The organism is Kitasatospora sp. NPDC057223, from assembly GCF_042669755.1.
In the GTDB taxonomy this organism is placed as follows: Bacteria; Actinomycetota; Actinomycetes; order Streptomycetales; family Streptomycetaceae; genus Kitasatospora.
Genome location: NZ_JBHUWW010000137.1, coordinates 1 through 23,750, shown reverse-complemented (window position 1 = coordinate 23,750; position 23,750 = coordinate 1). Strand labels below are relative to the sequence as shown.

Below are 23,750 nucleotides of genomic sequence, written 5' to 3'. Positions count from 1 at the left end.
GATGTGTATAAGAGACAGCCACCGCGGCCGGGCCCTGCGGCGTCCCGGATGCGGCCCGGTCCGGCCCGTGTTCGGATGGCCGACATGGCCGACCCCGCCGCCGCCGTTGCCGCCGCCGCCCTGCGGATCCCGATCACCTCGCGCCCGCTCGACGAGTACTGCGCGCTGTTCGGCCTCACCCGGGCCGAGCTCGCCGCCGTCCCCGGCCCCGTCCTGGACTGCCCCGGCGGCGCGGCCGGCCTCACCGCCGAGGCCCGCGCACTCGGCTGCCGCGTCATCGCCGCCGACCCCGTGTACGCCGCCCCGCCGCCCGTCGTGGCCGCCCGGGCGCTGGCCGGCCGGGAGGTGATGGCGGGCGCCATCCGCAGCGCCCCGCACCTGTACCCGGCGCCCCGGCACCTCCCGTACGAGCGCTACCTGCGCAGCTGGGACCGCGCCCGCCGGCTGTTCACCGCCGACACCGCCGCCCACCCGCACGACTACATCGCCGCCGCCCTGCCCCGGCTCCCCTTCACCGACCACACCTTCGCCCTCACCCTCAGCGCCTACCTGCTGCTCGCCCACCCCGAGACGTTCACCCCCGAGCGGCAGCTCGCCGGACTGCTCGAACTCGCCCGGGTCACCGCGCCGGGCGGCGAGGTCCGGGTCTATCCGCTGCACGACGGTGCCGGCCGGCGCTGCCCGCACCTCGACGACCTGCGGCGCGCCCTCGGCGGGCGCCGGGTCAGCAGCGAGATCCGGGTGTTCCCCCGCCCCGGCGACGGCCGCACCCGGCGCGTCCTGGTGCTGACCCACGCCTTCACCGCCCGTACCGGAAAAGGACGGACCGGCGACAGCGCTGCCCGCTAGCGTGTCCGACCATGGACCTCACCGAGAGCAGAACCGTCGCCGACCACCACGACCTGCCCGGAGCCGACCGGCTGCTGGACATACCCGGCGTCCGCAACGCCCGTGACGTGGGCGGATTCAGCACCGCCGACGGGGCGAAGGTCCGGACGGGCCTGCTCTACCGCACCGGATGGCTCGCCGAACTCACCCCCGAGGGGGCCGGGCTGTTCGCCAAGCTCGGCATCCGCACCGTGTTCGACCTGCGCGACCCGGCCGAGATCGAGCGCTGGCCCGACCGCCTGCACGACCTGGACGCCGCCGCCGCGCACCACCCGCTGCTCCCGCAGAACGGCGAGGACCACTACGGCAAGCCGCTCGCCGAGGCCTACGACGTGATCACCGACACCGCCGCCGACACCCTGCCGGCCCTGCTCGGCCGGTTCGCCGAACCCGGCACGCTGCCGGCCGTCCTGCACTGCGCCGTCGGCCGCGACCGCACCGGCATCTCCGTCGCCGTGCTGCTCAGCGCCCTCGGCGTCGCCGACCGGGACATCGTCGACGACTACCTGCTCTCCAACCTCGGCCTCGGCGTGCTCGACGGCCCGCAGGAGTACGTCGACGGCAACGGCGTCGTCCGGCTCACCGACACCGTCGGGCCCGAGCTGATCACCGGCACCCTCGCCGCCCTGCGCACCCGCTACGGCTCCGTCGAGGGTTTCCTGTCCGAGGCGGGCCTCGGCCCGGACGGCCTGGCCCGCCTGCGGGACGTCTTCCTCGAACCCGCCTGAGGCCCGCCGGGCCCCGGGGCCTAGCCGGCCGGCGTCGGCTGGCGGGGCACGGCGGGGGCCGGGTCCGGCCGGGCGAGGATCTTCTCCGCCAGCCAGCTCCGGTCCGACCCGTAGGGGATGCCGTCGGCGGCGACCAGCTGGGCGGTCACGGCGTCCCGCAGCCGGTGCCAGTCGGCGGTGGCCAGGCGGGAGACCAGGCCGCGCGCCGCCAGCAGCGCGTGGTACTGCTCGAAGCCCGACCGGGGGTGCTCGATCGCGTCCAGCACGCTGGACAGGTCGGCCAGTGCGGGATCGCCCTGCATCAGGGCCAGCGCCTGGATCCGGCGGCCGTCCGAGGCGGCCTCGAACAGCTCCCGCACCTGCTGCGCCGTCAGTGCCGAGCGGCGGGCCGTCGAGCGGACTTCGGCGACGACCGCCTCCGGCGTCGCGTCACCGGCCGGCGGCAGCTGCTCGCGGACCGTCCCCGGGTGGTCGGTGCTGGTGCCGAGCAGGCCCAGGTGCTGCATCGCGCGCACCCGCAGGTCGTCCGCGCCCACCTTGTCGCCCTTGCGGTCGCGGTCCTGGCCGGCCAGGAAGAGGTCCAGTGCCTGGTCGGCGTCCGACAGTGCCCGGGGCAGCAGCAGCCGGGTCGCCAGCCAGCCGGCCAGGAAGCCCAGCACCAGGAAGTACAGCACCAGGGCCGCCGCGAACGGCGCCACCGCCGCGTCGCCGCCGAGCGCGGGCGCCAGCGCGTCGCCCAGTTGGCGCAGCCGCGTGCCGAGCGAGCCGAGCTGGGTCAGGCCCACGCCGAGCAGCACCTTGGTCAGCCAGTCGGAGACCTGCTCCAGGTTGGTGTTCGGCACGTACGAGTCGCGGGCGCCGGCGGCCGGGTCGCCGGCCCGCATCCGCGGCACCCCGAACAGGAAGCCGAGCGCGGTCCCCAGGACGGCGGCCGCTCCGGCCACCACCAGACCGCCGCCGATCGCCTGCAACGGCTCGTCCCGGCCGAGCGCGAACAGCAGCAGGCCTCCCACGCCCACCCCGAGCAGGGCCGCGCCGCCACCCCGCTGCACCGTCCGCAACGCCTGCGCACTCCCGGCCGCCTGCCCCCGCACCCGCCGTACCCCCGCCATCGCGTACCCCCTGCGCCGCACCGAGAAGTCGCGCCGACTGTACCCAAACGCGGCATCCGCCACACGGCCCGCAACCTCCGGGCAGCCGGGCCGGGGTCCGGACACGCAGACGGCCCGTGGGCTGCTCCTCGCTGCCAGAGCCCGGCGCCGGGCTTGCTGGCACCGAGGCACCGGGGATGTTCCGGTGAGCCCACGGGCCGGGTGACTGCTTGGGAATCGCCTGCCGCCGGAGGCCACCGAGGACCTCAACTGCACAGGCAGGGGCGGCTCTAGCGAGCAGCCACCTCACACATCCTGACGGTACTCAACCAGGATCACCTCCTTTCAGTGTGCCGCCACGATAGGCAGGCGACCGGCGGAGAGGCAACGGGTTTTCCGGGTCGAATCCGGCGGGCCGGCCGAACGGTGGTCAGGCGCTCTTGAGCTTCTGCTGGAACACCGAGTAGTCGATCACGTTGTCGGCCGGCGGCGCCTGGACGGCGATCGGCTTGTCGAACTCGCCGAAGGTCATCACGCTGGGCTCGCTGCCGGCGCTCTGCTCCAGCTTGACCAGGTAGGGCTTGCCCTCGGTGGCGACGTACAGGGTGCTGGACGTGCCGTCCGTCTCGGTGGTGGTGAGACTGAAGGTCTTCACGCCGTTGGTGGTGCCGGCCGCGCCCTTGGTGATCTTGCCCGAAGGGCTGTCGTCCTTCGCGATGCTGTCGATGAGGTCGCACATCGCGGCCATCTCCTGCAGGGTGGCGTCCTTCTGCCCGCCGGTCAGGTACCGGCCCTTGAAGATCTCGGCGGCGGCCGCGCCGCCGTCGCGGCTGCCCTGCTGGGTGCTGATGGTCTTCCAGAACGCCGCGTCCGGCTTGATCCAGGTCTGGGCCGTGGTGTGGACGATCTCGACGGTGCCGATCCCGGTGATGCCGACCGTGCCGGCGCAGTTGCCCGCCTTGTCCGCCGCCAGGTTCAGCGAGATGGACTGGCCGTCCGCCTTCAGGCTGCCGTCGATCTTGAGCGAGGTGAGCGAGCCCATCGCGGTCTGCGCCTGCTTCGAGATCTCCTCCCCGCTCAGCGTGTCGACCGCGATCCCCGGCACCTTGGCCGGGGTGGGCGTGGCAGTGGGGGTGGCGGTCGGGGTCGCGGCGGCGGCGCTGGTCGCCGCGGCAGGGGTGGCCGTGACCCCGGCGGGGGCCGCGGCCTGGCCCTTCTCGTCGTCGTTGCACGCGGTGGCGCCCACGGCCAGGAGAGCGCAGACGACTGCGGTGTGAACGAGACGCTTGGAGGGCATGCGTATTCCTTGCCGAAGAGGTCGGGGCCGCATTCGTAGGACGATTCGTAGGACGAAATGCCTGCGGCGGGGATCATTATCCGGACCCGTGCGGCGCCCGGCCTCTGAATTTCGGGGAATTTACCCGTTCGTTCTTTGATCGGTAGGTTCACGGCCCGTTCGTGTTCCAGGCCGGCCGGGCAGCCGGCCTGCGTGGGGCATTCCGGACGCGATTCCCGGGAAAAGACCTCCGGGAAAAGCAGAAGGCCCGGAGGACGGATCCTCCGGGCCTTCTGTGCTACTGAGTAGCGGGGACAGGATTTGAACCTGCGACCTCTGGGTTATGAGCCCAGCGAGCTACCGAGCTGCTCCACCCCGCGTCGGTAAACCCAACAGTACGTGGATGTTGCCCGGATGGGAAATCGGTTCCCGGGGAGCCCGGCCCGGCACCCCGGTCAGAGCGGGGGCGGGCGCCCCGCGGCATGGCGGGCGGTCCTGGTGGTGGACCACACCGCGAACGCCACCAGGGCGGCGAAGCAGGGCACCATCAGCGCGCCGTACACCAGCAGGAAGCCGTGGGTGCCGAGGCCGGCGGCGGCGTTCCAGGTGCCGTGCAGGGTCATCGCGAGCAGCAGCCCGCCCGGCGCCGCCAGCCTGGCCGGCCAGCGGCGCCCGGTGGTGAGGGTGATGGCCAGGCCGAGACCGGTGAGCGCGGTGAACAGCGGGTGGGCGAACGGGGACAGCAGGCCGCGCAGGACGAAGGTCTGCACCGTCCCGTCGAAGTCCCGCAGGCTCGGGGTGGCGCCCAGGCCGATGCTGTCGAGCCGCTGCTGCTGGTCGTCGGTGAACGCGCGGCCCAGGTAGAGGGCGTTCTCGGTGAAGGCGAAGCCGCAGGCGGTGACGCCGCCGAGGACGATCCCGGCGGCCAGCGTCCGGGGCCGCGAGCGGGCGCGCGGGTGGGCCGGGGTGCGCGGATAGGGGCGCAGGTACGGGAGCGGGCGCAGGTAGGGGCGCAGGTGCAGGTGCGGGCGGGCGTGCACCGCGCTGAGCAGGCGGGCGTACGCGCGGGGGTGCGGCCGGGTGCGGGCGCCGCCGTGAGGGCGCCCGGACCGGCGGAGCTGGGCGGCGCAGGGGCGGTCGCCGTGACATCGGAGCCGGCGGCGCAGCGGCAGCAGGAGCAGCAGCAGGGCGGCCCCCTTGGCGCTCTCCTCGATCAGCGGGGTCGCGAAGTCGGCGACCAGGGTCTCGCCGCGCAGGCCCTCGTGGGCGAGCAGGAAGTCGCTGGCCCAGCCGTTGGCGAGGATCGCCACCGTGGTCGCGGCGCTGGAGCCCCAGGCGAGGCAGAACAGCAGGTGCCGCAGCGGCACCCGGGAGGTCTGGTTGAGCCAGGCCAGCGCACCGAGCACGAACGGCAGCGGCAGCAGGGCCAGCCCGAGGCCGACGAACAGGCCGGTGGTGCCGGTCTGGCGCCGGACGAGATGCAGGATCAGTACGGCGCAGCCGGCCAGCGCGAGCACCGCACCGGCGGTGACGGAGGTCAGCGCCGGGTGCCGCAGCAGCGGGTGGCGGCGCCCGGCGAGGGCCGTGAGCGCGCTCGCACCGGCGGGTGCCGGCGCGGGCAGGCGGTACGGGGCGGACACGGCGGGGGGCAGCAGTCTGCGGACCCCGCGCATCCGGGGCCCCGGGATCGTCCGGGTGCGGGCGGTGCGCGTGGGCTGGTCCGGGGCGTCCGTGACACGGGCCGCCGCGCGGACGGACCTGCCGGGGGACGGGCCGCTCACGCGGCACAGCGTAGGCGACGGGCCGCCCCCGCGGGAGGCCTCCGGCCATTCCGTAGCGGAAGGGTGACCGTGGGTCACCCTGGGTGGTCAGGGCCCCGGCGGCGGCTCAGCGGCGCCGGAACAGCAGGTCGTGCACCACGTGGCCCTTGGCGATGCCGGCCCGCTCGAACTTGGTCACCGGCCGCCAGTCGGGCCGCGGCGCGTAGCCGGGCACGCTGCCCGCCGGGTGCTCCCCGGGCTCCGTCCAGCCGGTGCCGTCGCCCTCGGGATGCAGGTTCTCCAGTTCGGGAGAGGCGGTCAGCACCTCCAGCATCTGCTCGGCGTACGGCTCCCAGTCGGTCGCGCAGTGCACCAGGGCGCCCGGCGCGAGCCGGGGCAGCACCAGATCCAGGAAGGACGGCTGGACCAGGCGGCGCTTGTGGTGCTTCGGCTTCGGCCACGGGTCGGCGAAGTAGACCCGCAGGCCGGCCAGCGAGGCGTCGGGCAGCATGTCGCGCAGCAGGATCACCGCGTCGCCGGCCGCCAGGCGGACGTTCTGCGAGCCGCCGCGCTCCAGCAGCTGGAGCAGGTTGCCGTGGCCGGGGGTGTGCACGTCGGCGGCGAGGATGCCCGTGGCCGGGTCGGCGGCAGCCATCGCGGCGGTCGTCTCGCCCATGCCGAAGCCGATCTCCAGGGTGACCGGCAGGCTGCCGAAGAGGTCGGGCAGCGAGAGCGGGCTGCCGTCGATCGCGATGCCGTACCGCTCCCAGCCCCGGTCCAGCGCGCCGGCCTGGGCGGGGGTCATCCGGCCCCGGCGCGGCTGGAAGCTGCGGATCCGCCGCTCGCTGTGCTGGGCCTCGGTGGCCCGGTGCGGGTACATCGGCGCGGGGTACCCGGCCGGTGCGGCCGACAGCCGGACGGAGGGCGGGGACGAGGGCTGGGGGATGGGGGCGGTGGCAGTCACAATCGCCCCAGTCTACGGGGGCCGGGCCGGTGCCAGGAGGGCCCGGGCGGCACTGTGACGGACCTCCCGTCAGGCCCGTCCCCGGCCGGTCCCGGGCGCCCCCGCCCGGCGCCCGGCCCGGCTCAGCCGCCCGCCGCGAGTGCGGCCAGCGCCCGGCGGGCCACCTCCCGGCCGATCGGCAGCGAGGCCGTGGCGGCCGGCGAGGGCGCGTTCAGGACGTGCACGAGGCGGCGGGTGGAGCCGGGGTCGGCCGGGTCGAAGCCGGCGAAGGCGAAGTCGTCCAGCAGGGATCCGTCGCGGGCCACCGCCTGGGCCCGGACACCGGCCGCGGCGGGCACCAGGTCGGCCGCGGTGACGGCGGGCAGCAGGCGTCGCACGGCGGTGGTGAACGCCCGCTTGGACAGGGAGCGGTGCAGCTCGCCGATCTCCTGGCGCCAGTGCCGGCGGGCGATCCGCCAGGTGCCGGGGAAGGCCAGCGTCCCGGCCAGGTCGCGCGGGCGGACGGTGCGCCAGTCGTACCCCTCGCGGGCCAGCGCGGGCACCGCGTTCGGGCCGACGTGCACGTCGCCGTGGACGCCCCGGGTGAGGTGCACGCCGAGGAACGGGAACGCCGGGTCGGGCACCGGGTAGACCAGGCCGCGCACCAGGTCGCGGCGCTTCGCGGCGAGTTCGTAGTACTCGCCGCGGAACGGCACGATCCGCACCCCCGGGTCGTCCCCCGCCAGCCGGGCCACCCGGTCGCTGTGCAGGCCCGCGCAGTTCACCAGCACCCCGCAGTGCAGCTCGCCCGCCGAGGTCCGCACGGTCACGCCGTCCGGCCGCCTGGCGACGGCGCGCAGCTCGGTGCCGGGCTTGAGCACCGCCCCCGCCTCCCGGGCGAGCCGGGCGTACGCCCGCGCCACCGCCGGGAAGTCGCAGATGCCGGTGGTCGCCACGTGCAGCGCGGCCAGGCCCGCCACCTCCGGCTCGTAGGCGGCGATCTGCGCCGCGCCCAGCTCCGTGACCGGGATGCCGTTCTCCCGCCCGCGGGCGGCGAGCGCGTGCAGCCGGGGCAGCTCCGCCCGGCCGGTGGCGACGATCAGCTTGCCCGTCACCTCGTACGGAATGCCCTGCTCACGGCAGAACTCCACCATCCCGGCGGCGCCGCCGACCGCGAACCGGGCCTTGAGGGAGCCGGGCCGGTAGTAGATCCCGCTGTGGATCACCCCGCTGTTGCGGCCGGTCTGGTGCCTCGCGAAGGAGTCCTCCTTCTCCAGCACCCCGACCCGCAGGCCCGGCCGGGCCAGCGTCAGCGCGTACGCCGTGGACAGGCCGACGATCCCGCCGCCTGCCACCAGCACGTCGAAGTCGTACGCCACCACTGTCCCTTCGTCCGGCCCGGCCGGCCCCGCCCGGCCCTGCCAGCCGATGCTGTCACGGCGGGCGGGGCCGGTCGAGGGTGCCTCACGGGCGCTCCCGCTCCCACGGCCAGCCGGCGTCGGCACCGGCCTCCAGCAGCGGGATCAGCCGGAAGGCGGCGTCGCTGAGGCCGCCGAAGGTGTGCCGGCCGGCCGCGCCCGAGGGGGCGTGGCCGGTGCGGTAGCCCGCGAGGTTCCACGTGTAGACCGGGATGTGGCCGGGGACGGCCGCCATCGGGTCACCGCCCCAGCTCGACGGGCCGGCCTGCTCGTCGGTGACGATGACCACCCGGTCGTGGCCCCGGTAGTGCGTCCGGACGGCCTCGGCGGTCGCGGTGCCGCCGAGGTTCTGGAAGCGCTCCAGCACCCGCAGCACCGGCTCGCCCCGGCGGACGGCCACCACGTTGCTGCTGGTGCCGAACTCGACCAGGTCGGCGTCGGCCGAGCGGACCTTGAGCGCGGTACCGAAGATCGCGGCCGAGTCGGCCCGGTTCAGCTGGGTCCGCTCGTCGGGGCGGTCGAACATCGAGCCGGAGCGGTCCACCAGGATCAGCGTGCGGCCGGGCAGCGCGGGGACGTTGGCGAGGGAGTGCGCGAGCGCGGTCTCCAGCGCGTGACCCCAGCGCAGCGACGGCGCGTGCCGGTACGCGGCCAGGTAGCGGAACGGGAACTGCCGGGAGCGGTTCACCTCGCCCTTGTCGGCGATCCGCGTCGCGACCGCCTGCGCGACCTCGTCCGAGACCCCGGCCTGGTCGAAGTTGCGCAGGTTGCGCACGAGCGCCATCGAGCCCATGGAGGGGATGACCGCCTCCCAGACGGCCGCGTCCAGCGGGCCCTGCAGCCAGCCGGCCAGCGCCTCCCAGGTCAGGCCCGCCCCGGCGAGCCGCTGCGCACCACCCTCGGCGGTGACCGCGGCCCGGCGCTCGGCCACCGGCAGCGCGAGCAGCTCGCGGTTGGCACTCAGCAGCCGTTCGGCGGCCGGCGGCACGGCCTCCTCGGGGTGGTGGCGGCGGTCCAGCGCGTACTTGAACAGCTCGCCCTGCCACGGCTTGGCCGGGTCGGGCGACGGGTGGGTCAGCTCCAGCACGTCGCCGAAGCGGTACCCCTTGGACGCGGTGTCGTACGTGAGCAGCGCCCGGCCGTCGTAGAGGCGCCGGACGGCGTCGGCCACGCCGCGCTTGACCGGCTTCGGCAGGTTGCGGCCGTAGCGGGACGTCCAGTAGGCGAGCAGTTCGCCCGGCTCGTCCGGGCGCTGGAGAACGGCGTCGACCACCTGGCGGGAGAAGCCGGGCACCTTGGCGTCCAGCCGGGCCCGGGTGAACTCGGCGGCGCCGACCAGGGCGGCGGTCCGCAGGCGGGCGCCGTAGCGCAGCCAGCGGAGCAGGCCGAGCGTCCATTCCGGATCGGCCACGGCGAGCTCGCGGACCAGCGCGGTGTAGCGGTCGTCGCGGTCGCCGCCCTTCTCGTAGAAGGTGTCGTGGCCGACCATGTTGGCCACCGCCAGCAGGAAGAGTTCGGACTTCCGGTCGCGCAGGAAGCCGGTGCCGCCCTGGTGGTTGACGGCGCGCTGCCCGGTGGTGGCCACGGGCGAGGCCGGCGCGGGCCGGGCCCGGCGGATGTTGAAACGCGACATGGCGAACTCCCCCTGCTGACTGCTGACTGGCGATTGGTGACCGGGGGAGGACACGGCGAAGCAGGGGTGCCCGAGGTCGTCGGAGAGGGCTGCGGTCGGTGAGCAATCCGCTTCAACGCGCCGCGAGGGCGCTCGACGAAGTAACCGCGGCCCGCGCACCGGGCACCCCGGCGCTGTGCCTCCCGAGATCGAGGTGGCGGCGGTGTTTGCGCGGGATCGAACCGCAGCGCCCAAGAGGCGCTCTACCAGAAGTAACCGCTGCCGACGCACCGGGAGGTGCGGAAGAACTCTTCAGATGTACGGGTGTCCAGAGATCGGAAGCGGCGGAGGTGACATAGCTGCTCTGACCACTGAGCTACACCGGCCCGGGGCCGACGGCGGGATTCGAACCCGCGACCTGCCCATTCGGAGTGGAAGTAACCCCTGCCTGCGCACCTGGACAACAACGACGATAGCGAGCCCGCTCCCGCACCCGCACCCGAATAAGCACCGGCCCGTCCGCGCGGGGTGCGCCCGGTCGGACCGGGCGGGGTCAGACCGGTGCGACCAGCATCAGCCGGGCCCGCTCGGTCAGCTCCCGCACCCGGCGCTCGCCCTGGTGGGGCTCCAGCCGGCGGAGCATCTCGACCACGTACTCGCGGCTGCGCTGGGAGGAGATCCGCCCGGTCACCTCGACCGCGCGCCGGCCGGCCGCCACCGCCGCCTCCAGATCGCCCGCCTCGGCCTCGGCCATCGCCGACACCACCAGCCGCAGGCCGTGCGAGCGGACGAACCCCTCGGTCGGCCGGGCGAGCGCCTCGCGGGTGAACTCGCGGACCTTCGCGGGGACGCCCAAGTCCCGGAAGCACTCGGCGGCGTCGGCGGCGAGACGGTCGTAGGCGTAGAAGTCGATCCACGCCGGGTCGCTGTCCCCGGGGCGCGCCCGTTCCAGTGCGCTCTCCGCCGCGCCGAGCGCCGTCGCGCACGCCGCCGCATTGCGCGCCTTCGCCTGGGCCCGTGCCTCCACCAGGTGGAAGAAGCTCATCGTCCGGGCCGTCGCCAGCCCCCGGTTGCGCTCCAGGGCGGCCTGGGCGAGGTCCACCGCCTCCTCCGCGAAGCCCCGGTAGCCCGCCTGCAGGCTCATCGAGGCCAGCACGTACCCGCCGAGCGGCACGTCGGCCGCCGCCCGGGCGAGCCGCAGCGCCTGGATGTAGTACCGCTGCGCCGCCTCGTGCTGGCCGGTGTCGAAGGCCATCCAGCCGGCCAGCCGGGTCAGTTCGGCCGTCGCGCCGAACAGCGCCCGCCCCACCGCGTCGCTGTAGGAGGCCAGCAGCAACGGCGCCGCCTCCACCCGCAGGCACTCCGGCACCATCGACGAACGCCAGTCCCCGCCGCCGTACTTGGAGTCCCAGCGGCGGGCCTCCTGGGCGGCCTCGCGCAGCTTCACCGCGTCCGAGTGGCCGACCCGGTACGAGGCGAGGTCGGCCGCACTGCGCGGCGCCTCGCGGGCCACCGTCCCGTCCGCCGGGGTGATCAGCCAGCGGGAGACCGGTGTCGCGTACGCCGAGACCGAGAACGTTCCGGCCAGGCTGTCGCTCCAGCGGCCGCCGCCGGGCCCGCGGCGCAGGTCGAGGTCGACCCGCCACAGGTCGGTGGCCGAGCGGACCGCCTCCGACACCTCGCGCGGGAAGGCCAGGCCGAGTTCGGGCGTCGGGTCGGTGTCGCCGAGGCCGATCTCCTCCAGCGGCACCGGCCGGCCCAGCTTGCCGCTGATCGCGGTGGCGATCAGGTGCGGCACGGGGCCCTGCGGCACCATGCCCTTGCTGACCCAGCGGGCCACCGAGGTCTTGTCGTAGCGAAGCGTCAACCCACGCTGCGCGCCGAGGTCGTTGACCCGTCGGGCCAGACCGGCGTTGCTGATCTGGGCCAGGGTCAGGAGCGTGCCGAGCCGTTCGTTCGGTCCTCGTGGGCTGACGGTCATGGTGGCGGCGGCACCCCCTGTGACGATGTGCGCGGCGCCCGGCGCCGGGCCGGGCGGAAGCTGCTGCACCTAGAGTAGTCGGACGCGTTCCGAGGGTTAAGGGCTCGCATTCCGGATGGCGGGATCGCGCACCCGGCCCGCGGCCCCCGGAGCGGTGCGGTGCGGTGCGGGAGCGTCCGTTTGTGTGTGCGCCGGAGCGCCGTGCTCCGGTCCTGTGCCGATGTGCGCCCGGCCGTGCTCCCTGGCCGCAGGGGCAGGTGGGCGATTCGCTGGTGCGGTGGGTCGGCCCGCCGCCGAGGACCCGGCGGGCCGGGGGAACCGCTGCCTCCATCCCCGCGGGCGGCGGTGAAGTCCGGGAGGGCATGCGGATGCCCTCCCGGGCCGTGTGACGCCTTTCGGCCATCTCGCGATGGGCATGACAGGGCGGTGCGGCCGGCGGTCCGGGCCACGGAGGGGGAGGCCCGGGCGTCGGCCCGGCGGCAGCAGCCCCCCAGGTGACGGCCGGGCCGCGGCGCTACGGGCGGGCTGCGCCGTGCGCCACGCGAATTGACGACTGCAACACCGGTCCCCTGAGCGCCCTCCGGTGGCACGATGGCTCCCGACGGTGCGCCGGGCCGGTGGCCGCGGGCGAGGCCGTGCGCCCCCGCGGCGAGCGGCCCACGGGCCGGCCCTGGCCGGGCGCAGTCCGGCTCCGGCCCGGCCCGGTCCGATGCGGTGGGCGCTCCGCCACGACGGGTCCTCGTCCGGTGGAGGCGCGATGCGGTGGCTGACGGGCTGGAGCGGGAGTGCGCCCCGGGCGGGCGCGCCGGAGCACGAAGTGCTGGGCGTAGTGCGGCCGATCGCCGCGCGCCCCCTGTGGGCCGGGCCCAACCCGCTCTGGGCGGTCGGCGACTGGCGCCCCGAGGAGATCCGCCTGGTCACCCTCCGGCCGGGCGCGCCGGCCGTCGTCGCCACCGGCCCCGTCGCGCCCGACGCCGCCCCGGACACGCCCGCCACCACCCGCCTCGCCGTCCTCGGGCACTGCGGCGCCTCCGACGCCGAACTCGCGGCCGGCCTGGCCGCCGCCCGCGGCGGCGCCGTCCGCCACCTCACCACCTGGCCCGGCAGCTACACCGTCGTCCTGCGCACCGGCATCCGCAGCACCCTGCTGCTCACCGACCTGGCCGGCGCCCTCCCGGTCTTCCACACCCCCTGGTGCGGGGGCACCGCCTACGCCACCGCCGCCCTCCCGCTGGCCGACCTGGTCGGCGCCCCGCTCGACACCGGCCACCTGGCCGCCCGGCTGGCCTGCCCCGAGTCACCGGAGGCGCTCGGCACCGGCACCCCCTACGCCGGGGTGCAACGCGTGCCGCCCGGTCACGTACTGGCGGTGCGCGGCGGCCGGCCCTACCTCGCGGCGTACGACGAGTACGGCGGCGTCCCGCTGCCGCGCGGCGAGGCGCCGGCCGTCCGTGAACTCACCCGCGCGCTGCTGGAGTCCGTCCGCTCCCGGGTCCGCGCGCCCGCCGCCGCGGCCTACGGCGCCCAGGAGCCGGACGGCGACGCCCGGCCGAGGCTCGGCGTCGACCTCTCGTACGGGACGGCATCGGCCACCGTCGCCCTGCTCGCCGCCGCGGTGCCGCTGGGGCCCGCCCCGGCGGCCGGCCCCGCCCAGGTGCTGCGGGCCGGGCGGGCCGTGCCCGGGCCGAGGCCGGGGGCCGTCGTCGAGCGGTCCAGGTCGGGCGCCACCAAGGGCTCCTGGGCCCGGCCCGCCGCGGCCGAGCAGCCCGGACCCGAGCTGCTGACGGCCGTCACCCTCGGCATCCCCGGCGAGGACCCGGCCGGCCCGGCCGTGCTGGCGCCCACCGCGCTGAACCCCGACGGCCCCCGGCTCCGGCACACCGTGCTGCCGGCCACCCCGCAGACCCTCCCGTTCGCCGACGCGGCCGACCCGCTGGCCGGCCGGCTGACCGACGAGCCCGGCCCCGAACTCGTCACCGCCGCCGCGGCCGACGCCCGCTTCGGCGCGGGCGGCGCCGACCACCTCACCGGCTACGGCGCCCGGCAGGTGCTGGACGGGCACCCGGCCCGGCTGGCCGACCTGATCCGGGCCGGCCGCCCGCGCGAGCTCCTGCCGCCGGTCGCCGCGCTGGCCGGTGCGGACCGCGCCGCGGCCGGCGTGCTGGCCGGCGCGGTGCGCACCCCCGTCACCGTCCTGCGGGCGGCCCACCGGCTGTCCCGGATCCGGTACGCCGAAGCACTGGACGACGCGGCCGTCCGGCTCACCGCCCGCCGGACGGCCGCCGAGGGCGCCACCGCCGGCGCCGGCACCGCCGAGGGCCTGGCCTGGTGCGTGCCCGGCCCGGCCGCCCGCTGGCTCTCCGACGAGGCGCTGTCGGCGGTCGCGCTGCGGCTGCGGCTGGCCGCCCGGGGGCCCGCCCCCGCCGAGCCCCCCGGCGCGCGCCGGGCCCGGCACGCCCTGTACCGGCACGCCGCCGCCTACCGCACGCTGCTCCAGGCCGCCGAACAGCCCGGCCAGCGGTTGCACGCACCGTTCCTGGACAACCAGGTGGTCCGGGCCGCCCGCCTGCTGCCCGACGAGATCCGGCTGCAACCGGGCGCCCGGCACACCCTGCTGCACTCCGTGCTGGCCGGAGCCGGCCGGACCGACCTGCCCGGCGACTGGGGCCGCGGCGCCCGCCCCGACCGCACCGGCCCGGCCCGGACGGGCCTGCGGCTCGCCGCGGACGGCATCGCCGAGCTGTTCGACCGGCCGCTGCTCGCCGAGGCGGGGCTGATCGACCTGCCCGCCGTCCGGCGGAGCCTGCGGCTGGCCGCCGACCCGAACGCCGTACTGCCGCCGGGCACCCTGGCGGGCCTGGCCGAGCTGGTCTCCACCGAGCTGTGGCTGCGCCGCGTCCGGGCCCGCCGGCACGGCTCCTGCTGGACCGGCCTGCCGCTCGCCGAACGCGCGGCCCTCACCACGGCGCGGTTGGGCTGACCGGGCCCGCCGGGGCGGGATCATGACCGGAAAGCCTGCATCCCCCGCTGTGCCGTCCCTGCTCGCCGTACCGCCCCCGCCCGCCGTGCCGTCCCTGGAGCCGTGGTGACCGTCCCGGACCCTTCCGTCCTCGTCCTGCCGGTGACCGGCGGCCCGCCGCCCACCGACCCGCCCGGCATCCTGGCCGCCTGCGACGGATCGGACGGCGCGCTGTGGGCGCTCGACCGGGCGATGAACGAGGCCGACCTCTTCCACCTGCCGCTGTACGTGCTGGCCGTCGTCAACCCGTCCCCGGTCGGCTACCCGCCGGGGATGGCCGAGCTGGTCCGGGAGAGCGTCGAGCAGCTGGTCGAGAGCATGGCGGACGGCCTGCGGCGCGCGGTCGCCACCGTGCAGCAGGCCCGCACCCGCCCGTACGAGGGCCCGCTGGACCTGTACGTGGTGCTCGGCAACGTGATCGAGGTGCTGCTCGCGGCCACCGCCGGGCAGCACACCCTGGTCGTCGGCACCCGCGGCAACGGCGGCTTCACCCGGCTGCTGCTCGGATCGGTGAGCACGGCGGCGGTGCACCACGCGGCCTGCCCGGTCCTGGTCGTCCCGCCGCCGCCTGCCCGCTGAGCGGGGGAATGCCGCGCTCGGGGCCCGGCGTTCAGAGATGGACCCGTCCGCTGTGGGCGCGTCCGTCCAGCTCAGGAGCCCGTACGTCATGAAGGTCGAGATCTACTCCGACATCGCCTGCCCGTGGTGCTACATCGGCAAGCGCCGCTTCGAGCAGGCCCTCGCCACGTTCGACGGCCGCGCGGACGTCGAGGTGGTCTACCGGCCGTACCAGCTCGTCCCGGACGCCCCCGAGACGGCGACCCCGCACCGCGCCTGGCTGACCGAGCGCTACGGGCCGAAGTCGGTCGAGATGGACGCCCGGGTGACGGAACTCGGCGCCGCCGAGGGCATCACCTACGACTTCGACACCGCCCTGCACGCCAACACCTTCCTCGGCCACCGGCTGCTGCACCTCGCCGAGCAGGAGTACGGCCCGGCCGTGCAGGGTGCGCTCAAGGAGGCCCTGCTGAAGGCCCACTTCAGTGACGGCGCGGACATCGGCGACCGCGCGGCGCTCACCGGGATCGCGGTGGCCGCGGGCCTCGACCGCCCACGGGTGACGGCCTACCTGGCCGGCGAGGAGGGAGCCGAGGAGGTGCGCGCCCAGCTCGACGAGGCCCGGGCCCTGGGGATCAGCGCGGTGCCGACCTTCGTCTTCGAGGGCCGCTGGGCCGTCCAGGGCGGGCAGGAGAGCGAGACGTTCCTCAGGGTGCTGGAGCAGGTCGCCGCCGAGACGGCCGCCGAGGCCCCGACCGCCCCGGCTGCCTCGGCCGGACCGGCCGACGAGGCGTGCGCGGACGGCGCCTGCGCGGTCTGACCGGCTGCGGCCGGCCACGGCCGATCGTGGCCGCCGGTCAGGCCGACGGCGTCAGACGCAGCTGAAGCGGGCACCCGCCCAGTCCGCGACGGCCATCCCGGACCACGGCCCGCGCACCGCCGTGACCACCAGCCGGACGGACGTCACCCCGGCCAGCGGCACGTGCACGGCCACGGGTGCGTCACCCGGTCCGAGCTCGCCGGACGTCCACAGCGTGCCGCCGTCGCCGGTGCGCACCGAGAAGACCGCCCGGCCGCCGGGCAGGGCCAGGTCGTCCAGCCCAGCCGTCGCGTCGAACGACCGGCACTCGCGGTTCAGGTCCACCGTCGTGGTGGCCGGCGCGTGCACGGTGAGGCCGTGCTTGTAGCGCTTGCCGCCCGTCCAGACGGCGTCGCGCTGCCAGACCCAGCCCCCGCCCTGCCGGATGCTCGGCCCGGACGGCGGCACCCGGTTCCCGCTGCCCGGGTTGTAGAACGGCAGGTCGTCCGCCCAGAAGTCGCGCGCCGCCGGGGGCGGCGGAGGCGGGGGGACGACGACCGGCGGCGTCGGGGTCGCCACCACCGGCGGAGGCTGCGGCGCCTCGGGCGTCGGGACGACCGGGGGAGCGGGCGGGGGCTCGGCCGGCGGCGGGGTCGTCACCGCGGGCGGGCTCGGCGTCGGGGCCGGAGTCGGAGTGGGGGTCGGCTTCGGCTTCTGCTTGGGCACGGGAGTCGGGCTCGGCGCCGGTTCGGGCGTGGGAGTCGGGCTCGGCGGCTCGGGAGTCGGCTCCGGAGGCGGCGAGGGCACCGGCGGCGGGGCCGGCGCCGGCGGAGCGGACACCGCCGGGGAAGACACCGGGGGAGCCGCCACCGGGGGCGACGGCGCGGGGGACCCGGTCAGCGCGTACGCCGCGACGGCCGCCGCGGCCACCGCCACGGCGGCGGCGATCCCGGCCTTGGCGGCCAGGCCCATCCCCTCGGCCGCCGCACCCGCCCCGGCGGCGCCCCCACCACCGGCGCCACCGGCAGCCCCGCCCGCGGCTGCACCGCCGGTCGCACCCGTCGCGGCGCCCGAGGTCGCGGCCGTCGTGGCGCCGGCCCCCGCGGCGACGGCGGCCGTACCCGCGGCCGCACCGCCCACCACGGCGCCCGCGCCGGCCGCGGCGGCAGCCGCCCCGGCCCCGCCCACGCCGACCCAGACCAGCACGCCGCCGGGCAGCAGCGCCCGCAGGCCGTGGTTGATCTCGGACAGCTCCAGGTAGGCGGCCGTGCAGCGGTCGCACTCCTTGAGGTGCCTGCCGACCTCGGCCGAGGCGCGCTTGCGCAGCGAGCCCCGGGCATAGGCACCGAGCCGGTTGGCGAACCCTTCACAGCCCTGGTCCTGGCTGACCGAGATGTGCGCCTGCAGGAAGGCCGCCGCGAGCCGGTCCCGCGCACGGTGCGCCTGTACGGCGGTGGCGTTGGCGGTCTTGCCGAGCATCACCGCCACGGTCTTCGGCGACTCCCGCTCGACCTCGGTGTGCCAGAGCACCACCCGGTCGTCCTCGGGCAGTTCGACGAAGGCCTGCATCACCATCCGCTGGTCGGCCATCGCCATCGCCCAGGCGTCCGCACCCGGATCGGCGAGGTCCAGATCGACGGTGGCGGCCGAGGACTGCGCGAAAGCGCCGAAGTCGTCCACGAGTTGCTCGCGCCGCTCGCTGCGCCCCCAGGCCGCCGCGACGTTGCGCACCGCGGTCAGCAGGTACGCGCGGACGGCGAACTCAGGCCCCTTGCCGGACTTCAGAGCCTGCAGCGTCCGCGCGAAGACCTCACCCGCGAGGTCCTCGGCGGTGAAACTGTCCCGGCAGCAGGTCCGGGCGTAGCGGCGCACGGACTCGGCGTGCCGGCGGTAGATCTCCTCGTACGCGGAGTCGTCACCGGCCCGGACGAGTGCAGTCAACTCGGCGTCGGAGGGTGGGCGTTCGCCGTCGATCGGATCCGCCGGCGCGGGCACCGTCGGCCGGACGGGGCCCTCCTCGGTGACGAAGGCCGCAGAGCTCACGCCGCCCTGCCCGGCCCCGGCCTGGCCGGGCACCCGAGCGATGCCGGAGACCGCGGCCGCGGACCCGGCCAGCGACTCCCGGATCGGTGCGCCACCCTGGTCCGGGACTTGGGCGGGCGGCTGTCCGGGGCGGAGCTCAGGGCGGAGCTCGGGCCAGTGCTCGGGCCGTTGTTCAGGTCGGTGTTCAGACCGGTGCTCAGGCCGGTGTTCGGCGGCCCGGCCGGGCCCGGGTCCGGGTCCGATCGTGGGGCCCGCATTGCCCTCGGCATCGTCGGCCGCCCCGGAGCCGGAGCCGGAGCCGGCAGCGGGGCGCCCGCCGCCCGCCTGACTGCCGCCGGAGTGCCCGAAGTCCAGGCCGAAAGTGAAGTCGTTCTGTTCCTCGGCGCTCACAGCGGCCCCCAGCATTCGTGACGGCCCTTGGACGGTGGCGGGGCGCAGAGGGGTGCGTGGGCGCACCGCACCAGCACGCCGGGCGCCGGGAGCGCGCGAACGGCGCGCATCGGGACAATGGCTCCAACCACGGCCAAAGGATGGCATAGCGTGGAGAACAGTGGTAGCCGGATCAGCTCCGGCCCACTCTTCCGAGGGGCCGTCACGAGGTGCTCCGGCCTGCCCGATCCACCGCCCCGGGTCGGCCGCCCAACCGGTCGTCGGGACAACTCCCGGGCGGTGGAAGGGAAACCGCTGCCGCACCGGCAGGCTCAGCGGGCCCGCAGGCCCTCCAGCAGAATCTGCAGCAGCCGACCCGCCGGACCGGAGCCGGGTTGACCCTCGTCCGTCCGTCCGTCCGCCGCCCGCCCCTCGGTCGCCCGTCCGTCCGTCAACCGCCCGTCCCCTGTGCTCTCCTCCGACGGCGGCGCGGCGTGCACGGGCACAGAAGCGGTCAGCACCAGCACCACGTCGGACACCGTGACGCCCGGACGCAGCTCGCCCGCCGCGCCCGCGCGCGCCACCAGGGCGGCGATGAGCTGGAGCAGCAGCCGCGGATCGGTGTCGGCCGCCCCCGGCGCGCTGCCCGGGGAGGGGTCACCCGTCCGGGTCCGTCCGGCCCACGGGCCCTCGGCCCACGGTTCGGTGCCGCGCTGTCCGGGAACCCGGCCGAGATCCTCCGCGTACCGGAAGGCCTCCGGCGGCAGCAGGCGGCCCGCACCGGTACTCACCGCCCGTGCCAGATAGCCGGCCAGCGCCTCCCAGGGGCCCGCCCCGCCGTACAGCGCCTCGCGCGCCTGGACGGTCAGCCAGGCCACCTCCTCGGAGGCGATCCGCTGGACCAGCACCTCCTTGCTCGGGAAGCGCCGGTACACGGTGCCGACCCCGACCCCGGCCCGCCGGGCGACCTCCTCCATCGGAGCGTCGTACCCGAACTCGCCGAACACCTCGCGGGCGGCCCGCAGCACGCTCTCCAGGTTGCGCCGGGCGTCCACCCGCAGCCGCGCTCCGGCCGAGCGCGGTCCCGGCCGGCCGCCGGGGCCGAGGCCGTCCCCACCGGTCCGTAACCCGCCTTCCGGGGCCGTGGCCTGCGGCGGCAGCCCGTACGGCCCGTACTGCCCCTGGTGTCCTTGGTGTCCTTGGTGCGGCAGGTCCTGGTGGACGGCCACGTACGGGACGGCGACGTACGAGACGCCCTGGTACACCGGCGGTTCGGCGGGGCCGCGCTGCTCCGGCACCACGCCCTGGCCGGTCTGCGGCGTGCCCGTCCGGCCCAACAGTCGCTCCTGCTCCATCATCCCAACTCTCCCCCACAGGAACCCGATCCCGGACTCCTGTCCTCACCCGCCACCGCACCCCCCGGCGCGGCCCGGCCCGCGGCCGGCGATTTCCGTGCCGGGCGACCGGCCGACCGGCACGGGTGCGGGCACGGCCGCGGCGCGGCTGTGCCCCGTCCTCCGGACTCCGTCCGGACCTACCCTTCCCCGGATCGCCCGCCGGCAGTCTGGTTCCCCGCCGTTGCTTGAAGTGGTCATGCAGACCGCTTCGCGGCGCAGAGCGCCCGGTCGTCCGGGCGGAGCCACCCCCGACACACAATCCGACCATAGTTCACGGAAGTTCGCGGCCGAAAGTGCCCCTAATCCAGCCACTTGCGCACATCCGCACCCGCCCGGTCACATCCGAAGCACCGGATCCGGCACGGACTGTGGACAAGAGGGGCCCCGGCAGTGCGTCATGGAAGCGTGAAGCAGGTCACATCGGTAGGGGGTGCCCCCATCAGGATCCTGGTCGTCGGCGGCGGCTGCGCCGGAATGTCCGCCGCACTGCGCCTCCAGCGCGGCCTCAGAGACCGCCTCCGGCGCGGCGAGGCCGAAATCACCGTGGTCGAACCGCAGCCGTACCTGACGTACCAGCCGCTGCTCGCGGAGGTCGCGGCCGGCTCGATCGACCCACGGCACGTCGTCGTCCCGCTCCGCCGGGTCCTGCCCGAGTGCCGGGTGCTCACCGCCCGGATCACCCGGATCGAACACGCGAGCCGGCGCGCCTGGATCGACGCGGCGCCGCCCGGTGAACCGCCCTCCCCGGCCGAACTCGCCTACGACGTGCTGGTGGTGGCCCCCGGTTCGGTCTCCAGGACGGTACCCGTCCCCGGGCTGGCCGAGCACGGCCTCGGCTTCTCCACCGTCGGCGAGGCGGTCAGCCTGCGCAACCACGTCCTCGAACAGCTCGACCTCGCCTCGTCCACCCGTGACCCGGCACTGCGGCAGGCCGCCCTCACCTTCGTCTTCGTCGGCGCCGGCTACGCCGGGGTGGGAGCCCTCGCCGAGCTGGAGGACATGGCCAGGTACGCCGTCCGCGGCTACCACAACGTCGCCCAGCAGGACCTCCGTTGGGTGCTCGTCGAGGCCACCGACCGGATCCTCGCCGAGGCCGGAGCCCACGGCAGCGGCCCCGAGGTCGCCGCCCACACGCTGGCCGAGCTGCGCGACCGCAGCATCGACGTCCGCCTGGGCACCACGCTGGAGTCCGCCGCCGGCGGGGTCATGCTGCTCTCGGACGGCAGCCGCTTCGCTGCCCGCACCCTCGTCTGGACGGCGGGGGTGCGGCCCGCGCCGCTGCTGCGCGCCACCGACCTGCCACTGGACACCGAGGGCCGGATCCGCTGCCTGCCGACCCTGCAGGCCGTCGGACCGGACGGCGGCGCCCTGCCCGGCGTCTGGGCGGCGGGCGACTGCGCGGCGGTGCCCGACCCCCACGCGGACGGACGGCCCTGCGCGCCGAACGCCCAGCACGCCTTCGCCCAGTCCCAGGTGCTCGCCGACAACGTGATCGCCTGGCTCGACGCGGTGGAGCAGCCCTCGTTCCCCGCCGGCGGGCCCGCGCAGAGCGACTACCTGCCCGACCTCGCCGGCTGCTCGACCTCCCTGGGGCTCGGCCGGGGCGTCGCCCACACCCGGCGCGGGCGGATCACCGGCCGCCGGGCGTGGCTGCTGCACCGCGCCCGCCACCTGCGCAGGCTGCCGACCGCCGACCGCCGGGTACGGGTACTGATGGACTGGCTGCTGGCCGGTCTCTTCACCCGCGAGGTGGTCTCCCTGGGGACGGTCGAGCATCCGCGTTCCGAATTCGAGGCGGGCTTCGCGGAAGGCGGTCCGGCAGGGCGCGGCTGAGGTGCCGCGTGCGGGACACCACGGGTGGGTGGGGGCGGCCGGGCCGGGGGATGGCCACGCGACTTCCGGAATCGGCCCTCCGCCTGACAGGATCAGCCCAACCGAATTCATCACCCCGCGTGCCAAGGCGGATACAAAACGTGATGATATGCCTGGAAGAACCCGAGGAAGCGGCCGTCGTTTGAACCTCATGCGCTGGAGCGCCCGGCTCACCGGAGCCCCGAGGCGTGCTGCACCGCGACCCGGGCCCGTTGCGGCCGGGTCCACAGGCGGGTCCGCAGCCGGGTCCGCCAACGCCGTGGCCTGCGCCACGCCCCCGGGTGACTGCACGGCCGTCGCCACCATGAACCCCGCCGCCACCGGAGCGGACCGGACGGCCGGGCCGGGCGACCCCGTGGTCGTCCCCAGCCCCCGGGACCCGGTCGCCGCGGGCCTCCTCGACCTGCGCGACGTCCACGAGCTCTACGACCTGCGCGAGGTCCTCGGCCGGATCCCCGCCCCCGTCGTCGTCACCCACGGCCCCCGCCATCAGGTCGGCTACGCCAACCGCGCCTACCACGAGCTCTTCGGCGAGCGCCCGGTCGGCCTGCCCGCCGCCGACGCCCTCCCGGAGCTCGCCGCCATGGGCGTCATGCCCCTGATGGACCAGGTCATCCGCAGCGGCCGCCCGCGCAGCGTCAAGGCCCGCCGGATCGACGGCCCTTCCGGACACCGCTACTACAACGTCTCCTGCGTCCCGCTCGGGGCCGAGGAACGCGGCAGCGGCGGCGCGCCGGCCGGAGTCCTGATCTTCGCCGCCGAGGTGACCGACCAGGTGCTGGCCGCCACCCGCCTCCGCGAGGCCGAACGCCGGCAGCGCGAGGCCGCCGTCACCCTCCAGCGCAGCCTGCTGCCGCAGAAACTCGAACAGCCGGCCGGCCTGAGCGTCGCCGCCACCTACCAGCCCGGCGGCGCCGAGGCCGCGGTCGGCGGCGACTGGTACGACGTCATCGGCATCGAAGGCGGCCGGACGGCCCTGGTCATCGGCGACGTGATGGGCCGCGGCCTGCGCGCGGCCGCGGTGATGGGCCAGCTCCGGACCGCCGTCCGCGCCTACGCCCGGCTGGATCTCCCGCCCCACGAGATCATGCACCTGCTCGACGGCATCGCCATGGAGATCGACGCCAACCAGATCGCCACCTGCACCTACGCCGTCTGGGACCCGGAACGCAGCACGCTCACCTACGCCTCGGCCGGGCACCTCCCCATCATGCTGCGCAGCCCCGACGGGACAGTGCTGCGCAGTGAGGAGCAGAACGGCCCACCGCTCGGCACCGGCGGCGGCGTCCACCTCTCCCACACCCTGCGCCTGCTCCCCGGCACCACCGGAGTCCTCTACACGGACGGCCTGGTGGAGCGCCGGGACGAGGACATCGACCAGGGCCTCGACCTGCTGGCCCGCACCCTCGGCGGCCCGGTCGGCAACCCCGACGTGGTCTGCGCCCGCCTGCTCCGCGCGATGGGCGTCACCGCCGAGCACGACGACGACGTGGCCGTGCTCGCCTTCCAGCTGCCGGCCGCCCAAGCCCCGTCTTGACTCTCCTCCCGGACAGGTCTAGTGTTCTTCGAGCTGCCCGACTGGGAGAAACGGACGCGCGATCCGCACGGACGTTCCCGGGGTAGCCAATCCTCCGAAACACCATTTCAGCAAGAGCCGTGGCTCGCGCTTTGTCGCGTCCTCGTGCGAATTGTTGTGCCCGGAATTCGAAGGTGGGGCCGGATTCGCCTTTCGGGGCGGGGCTCGGCTAAAGTTCGGAGCGTCGGACGGGCCGTCAGGTCGGTTCGGCACAAGCCTCCTGGAGGCCGGGAAGCACGAAAGACTCTGCTAGAGTCTGGGAGTGCCGAAAGGCCGCAGGAAAGTGAGTCAGGGAAGCGAAACTCCGGTAAACGGAGCGGAAAACATCTGATAAGCTGGTAACACGAAAGAACGAAGCGCCCGGAGAGACCGTGAGAGCGGCTCGAAGGAAGTGTCCGTTCCTTGAGAACTCAACAGCGT

General features: G+C 75.6%; 16 protein-coding genes and 1 tRNA gene. 7 read left to right on the top strand and 10 right to left on the bottom strand.

All coding sequences use genetic code 11. The features are described 5' to 3' along the window. Positions 1 to 84 precede the first annotated feature (84 nt). Positions 85 to 849, top strand: coding sequence for a class I SAM-dependent methyltransferase (locus ACFUK0_RS33340; RefSeq protein WP_380256500.1), 765 nt, complete (start codon positions 85 to 87; stop codon positions 847 to 849). Positions 850 to 860: 11 nt separating this feature from the next. Next, positions 861 to 1,616 carry a tyrosine-protein phosphatase gene (locus ACFUK0_RS33335; protein WP_380256498.1) on the top strand — a complete coding sequence of 252 codons (756 nt, stop codon included), beginning with the start codon at positions 861 to 863 and terminating at the stop codon, positions 1,614 to 1,616. 20 nt (positions 1,617 to 1,636) lie between these two features. Here the strand turns inward: ACFUK0_RS33335 and ACFUK0_RS33330 are convergent, their stop codons facing one another. The 8 genes from ACFUK0_RS33330 to ACFUK0_RS33295 all read right to left on the bottom strand — a co-directional run bounded on the left by ACFUK0_RS33330 (position 1,637) and on the right by ACFUK0_RS33295 (position 11,697). After that, positions 1,637 to 2,728, bottom strand: coding sequence for a hypothetical protein (locus ACFUK0_RS33330; protein WP_380256496.1), 1,092 nt, complete (start codon positions 2,726 to 2,728; stop codon positions 1,637 to 1,639). A gap of 409 nt (positions 2,729 to 3,137) precedes the next feature. Further along, on the bottom strand, positions 3,138 to 4,004 hold the full coding sequence (locus ACFUK0_RS33325; protein WP_380256494.1) for a hypothetical protein: 867 nt from the start codon (positions 4,002 to 4,004) through the stop codon (positions 3,138 to 3,140). Positions 4,005 to 4,289: 285 nt separating this feature from the next. Further along, a tRNA-Met gene (locus ACFUK0_RS33320) sits at positions 4,290 to 4,363 on the bottom strand. 75 nt (positions 4,364 to 4,438) lie between these two features. Beyond that, positions 4,439 to 5,764: a PrsW family intramembrane metalloprotease gene (locus ACFUK0_RS33315; RefSeq protein ID WP_380256492.1), complete on the bottom strand. Its 1,326-nt coding sequence runs from the start codon at positions 5,762 to 5,764 to the stop codon at positions 4,439 to 4,441. A gap of 106 nt (positions 5,765 to 5,870) precedes the next feature. After that, positions 5,871 to 6,707, bottom strand: coding sequence for a tRNA (guanosine(46)-N7)-methyltransferase TrmB (gene trmB, locus ACFUK0_RS33310; RefSeq protein WP_380256490.1), 837 nt, complete (start codon positions 6,705 to 6,707; stop codon positions 5,871 to 5,873). Between the two features lie 122 nt (positions 6,708 to 6,829). Next, a complete protein-coding gene (gene lhgO / locus ACFUK0_RS33305) occupies positions 6,830 to 8,068 on the bottom strand; it encodes an L-2-hydroxyglutarate oxidase (RefSeq protein ID WP_380256488.1) in 1,239 nt (412 codons plus the stop codon). Positions 8,069 to 8,150: 82 nt separating this feature from the next. Further along, on the bottom strand, positions 8,151 to 9,737 hold the full coding sequence (locus tag ACFUK0_RS33300; protein WP_380256486.1) for a TROVE domain-containing protein: 1,587 nt from the start codon (positions 9,735 to 9,737) through the stop codon (positions 8,151 to 8,153). A 532-nt stretch (positions 9,738 to 10,269) separates the two neighbouring features. Beyond that, a complete protein-coding gene (locus ACFUK0_RS33295) occupies positions 10,270 to 11,697 on the bottom strand; it encodes an MFS transporter (RefSeq protein WP_380256502.1) in 1,428 nt (475 codons plus the stop codon). Between the two features lie 757 nt (positions 11,698 to 12,454). Here ACFUK0_RS33295 and ACFUK0_RS33290 point away from each other — a divergent pair. The 3 genes from ACFUK0_RS33290 to ACFUK0_RS33280 all read left to right on the top strand — a co-directional run bounded on the left by ACFUK0_RS33290 (position 12,455) and on the right by ACFUK0_RS33280 (position 16,094). Continuing rightward, positions 12,455 to 14,677 (top strand): asparagine synthase-related protein, encoded by a 2,223-nt coding sequence (locus ACFUK0_RS33290; RefSeq protein ID WP_380256484.1) that lies wholly within the window; start codon positions 12,455 to 12,457, stop codon positions 14,675 to 14,677. A gap of 105 nt (positions 14,678 to 14,782) precedes the next feature. Next, entirely contained in the window at positions 14,783 to 15,295 is a 513-nt protein-coding gene (locus ACFUK0_RS33285) for a universal stress protein (RefSeq protein WP_380256482.1), read from the top strand. A gap of 88 nt (positions 15,296 to 15,383) precedes the next feature. After that, a complete protein-coding gene (locus tag ACFUK0_RS33280) occupies positions 15,384 to 16,094 on the top strand; it encodes a DsbA family oxidoreductase (protein ID WP_380256480.1) in 711 nt (236 codons plus the stop codon). A gap of 51 nt (positions 16,095 to 16,145) precedes the next feature. Here ACFUK0_RS33280 and ACFUK0_RS33275 read toward each other — a convergent pair whose 3' ends face one another. Both ACFUK0_RS33275 and ACFUK0_RS33270 read right to left on the bottom strand, forming a co-directional pair. Then, positions 16,146 to 18,116 carry a sigma-70 family RNA polymerase sigma factor gene (locus ACFUK0_RS33275; protein ID WP_380256478.1) on the bottom strand — a complete coding sequence of 657 codons (1,971 nt, stop codon included), beginning with the start codon at positions 18,114 to 18,116 and terminating at the stop codon, positions 16,146 to 16,148. Positions 18,117 to 18,817: 701 nt separating this feature from the next. Next, positions 18,818 to 19,843, bottom strand: coding sequence for a TetR/AcrR family transcriptional regulator (locus ACFUK0_RS33270; protein WP_380256476.1), 1,026 nt, complete (start codon positions 19,841 to 19,843; stop codon positions 18,818 to 18,820). A 444-nt stretch (positions 19,844 to 20,287) separates the two neighbouring features. Here ACFUK0_RS33270 and ACFUK0_RS33265 point away from each other — a divergent pair, with 444 nt between their 5' ends. Together ACFUK0_RS33265 and ACFUK0_RS33260 are read left to right on the top strand one after the other, a co-directional pair. Next, a complete protein-coding gene (locus ACFUK0_RS33265) occupies positions 20,288 to 21,715 on the top strand; it encodes an NAD(P)/FAD-dependent oxidoreductase (protein ID WP_380256474.1) in 1,428 nt (475 codons plus the stop codon). Positions 21,716 to 22,013: 298 nt separating this feature from the next. Next, the gene (locus ACFUK0_RS33260) at positions 22,014 to 23,291 is read left to right on the top strand and encodes a PP2C family protein-serine/threonine phosphatase (RefSeq protein ID WP_380256472.1); all 1,278 of its coding nucleotides are present in this window, start codon (positions 22,014 to 22,016) and stop codon (positions 23,289 to 23,291) included. Positions 23,292 to 23,750 lie beyond the last annotated feature (459 nt).

Bases quoted from the DNA above. Each gene is read 5' to 3' on its own strand.
- ACFUK0_RS33290 (WP_380256484.1), top strand. From the start codon at position 12,455: ATGCGGTGGCTGACGGGCTGGAGCGGGAGTGCGCCCCGGGCGGGCGCG.
- ACFUK0_RS33270 (WP_380256476.1), bottom strand. From the start codon at position 19,843: ATGATGGAGCAGGAGCGACTGTTGGGCCGGACGGGCACGCCGCAGACC.
- ACFUK0_RS33335 (WP_380256498.1), top strand. From the start codon at position 861: ATGGACCTCACCGAGAGCAGAACCGTCGCCGACCACCACGACCTGCCC.
- ACFUK0_RS33330 (WP_380256496.1), bottom strand. From the start codon at position 2,728: ATGGCGGGGGTACGGCGGGTGCGGGGGCAGGCGGCCGGGAGTGCGCAG.
- ACFUK0_RS33325 (WP_380256494.1), bottom strand. From the start codon at position 4,004: ATGCCCTCCAAGCGTCTCGTTCACACCGCAGTCGTCTGCGCTCTCCTG.
- ACFUK0_RS33340 (WP_380256500.1), top strand. From the start codon at position 85: ATGGCCGACCCCGCCGCCGCCGTTGCCGCCGCCGCCCTGCGGATCCCG.
- ACFUK0_RS33280 (WP_380256480.1), top strand. From the start codon at position 15,384: ATGAAGGTCGAGATCTACTCCGACATCGCCTGCCCGTGGTGCTACATC.
- ACFUK0_RS33295 (WP_380256502.1), bottom strand. From the start codon at position 11,697: ATGACCGTCAGCCCACGAGGACCGAACGAACGGCTCGGCACGCTCCTG.
- ACFUK0_RS33300 (WP_380256486.1), bottom strand. From the start codon at position 9,737: ATGTCGCGTTTCAACATCCGCCGGGCCCGGCCCGCGCCGGCCTCGCCC.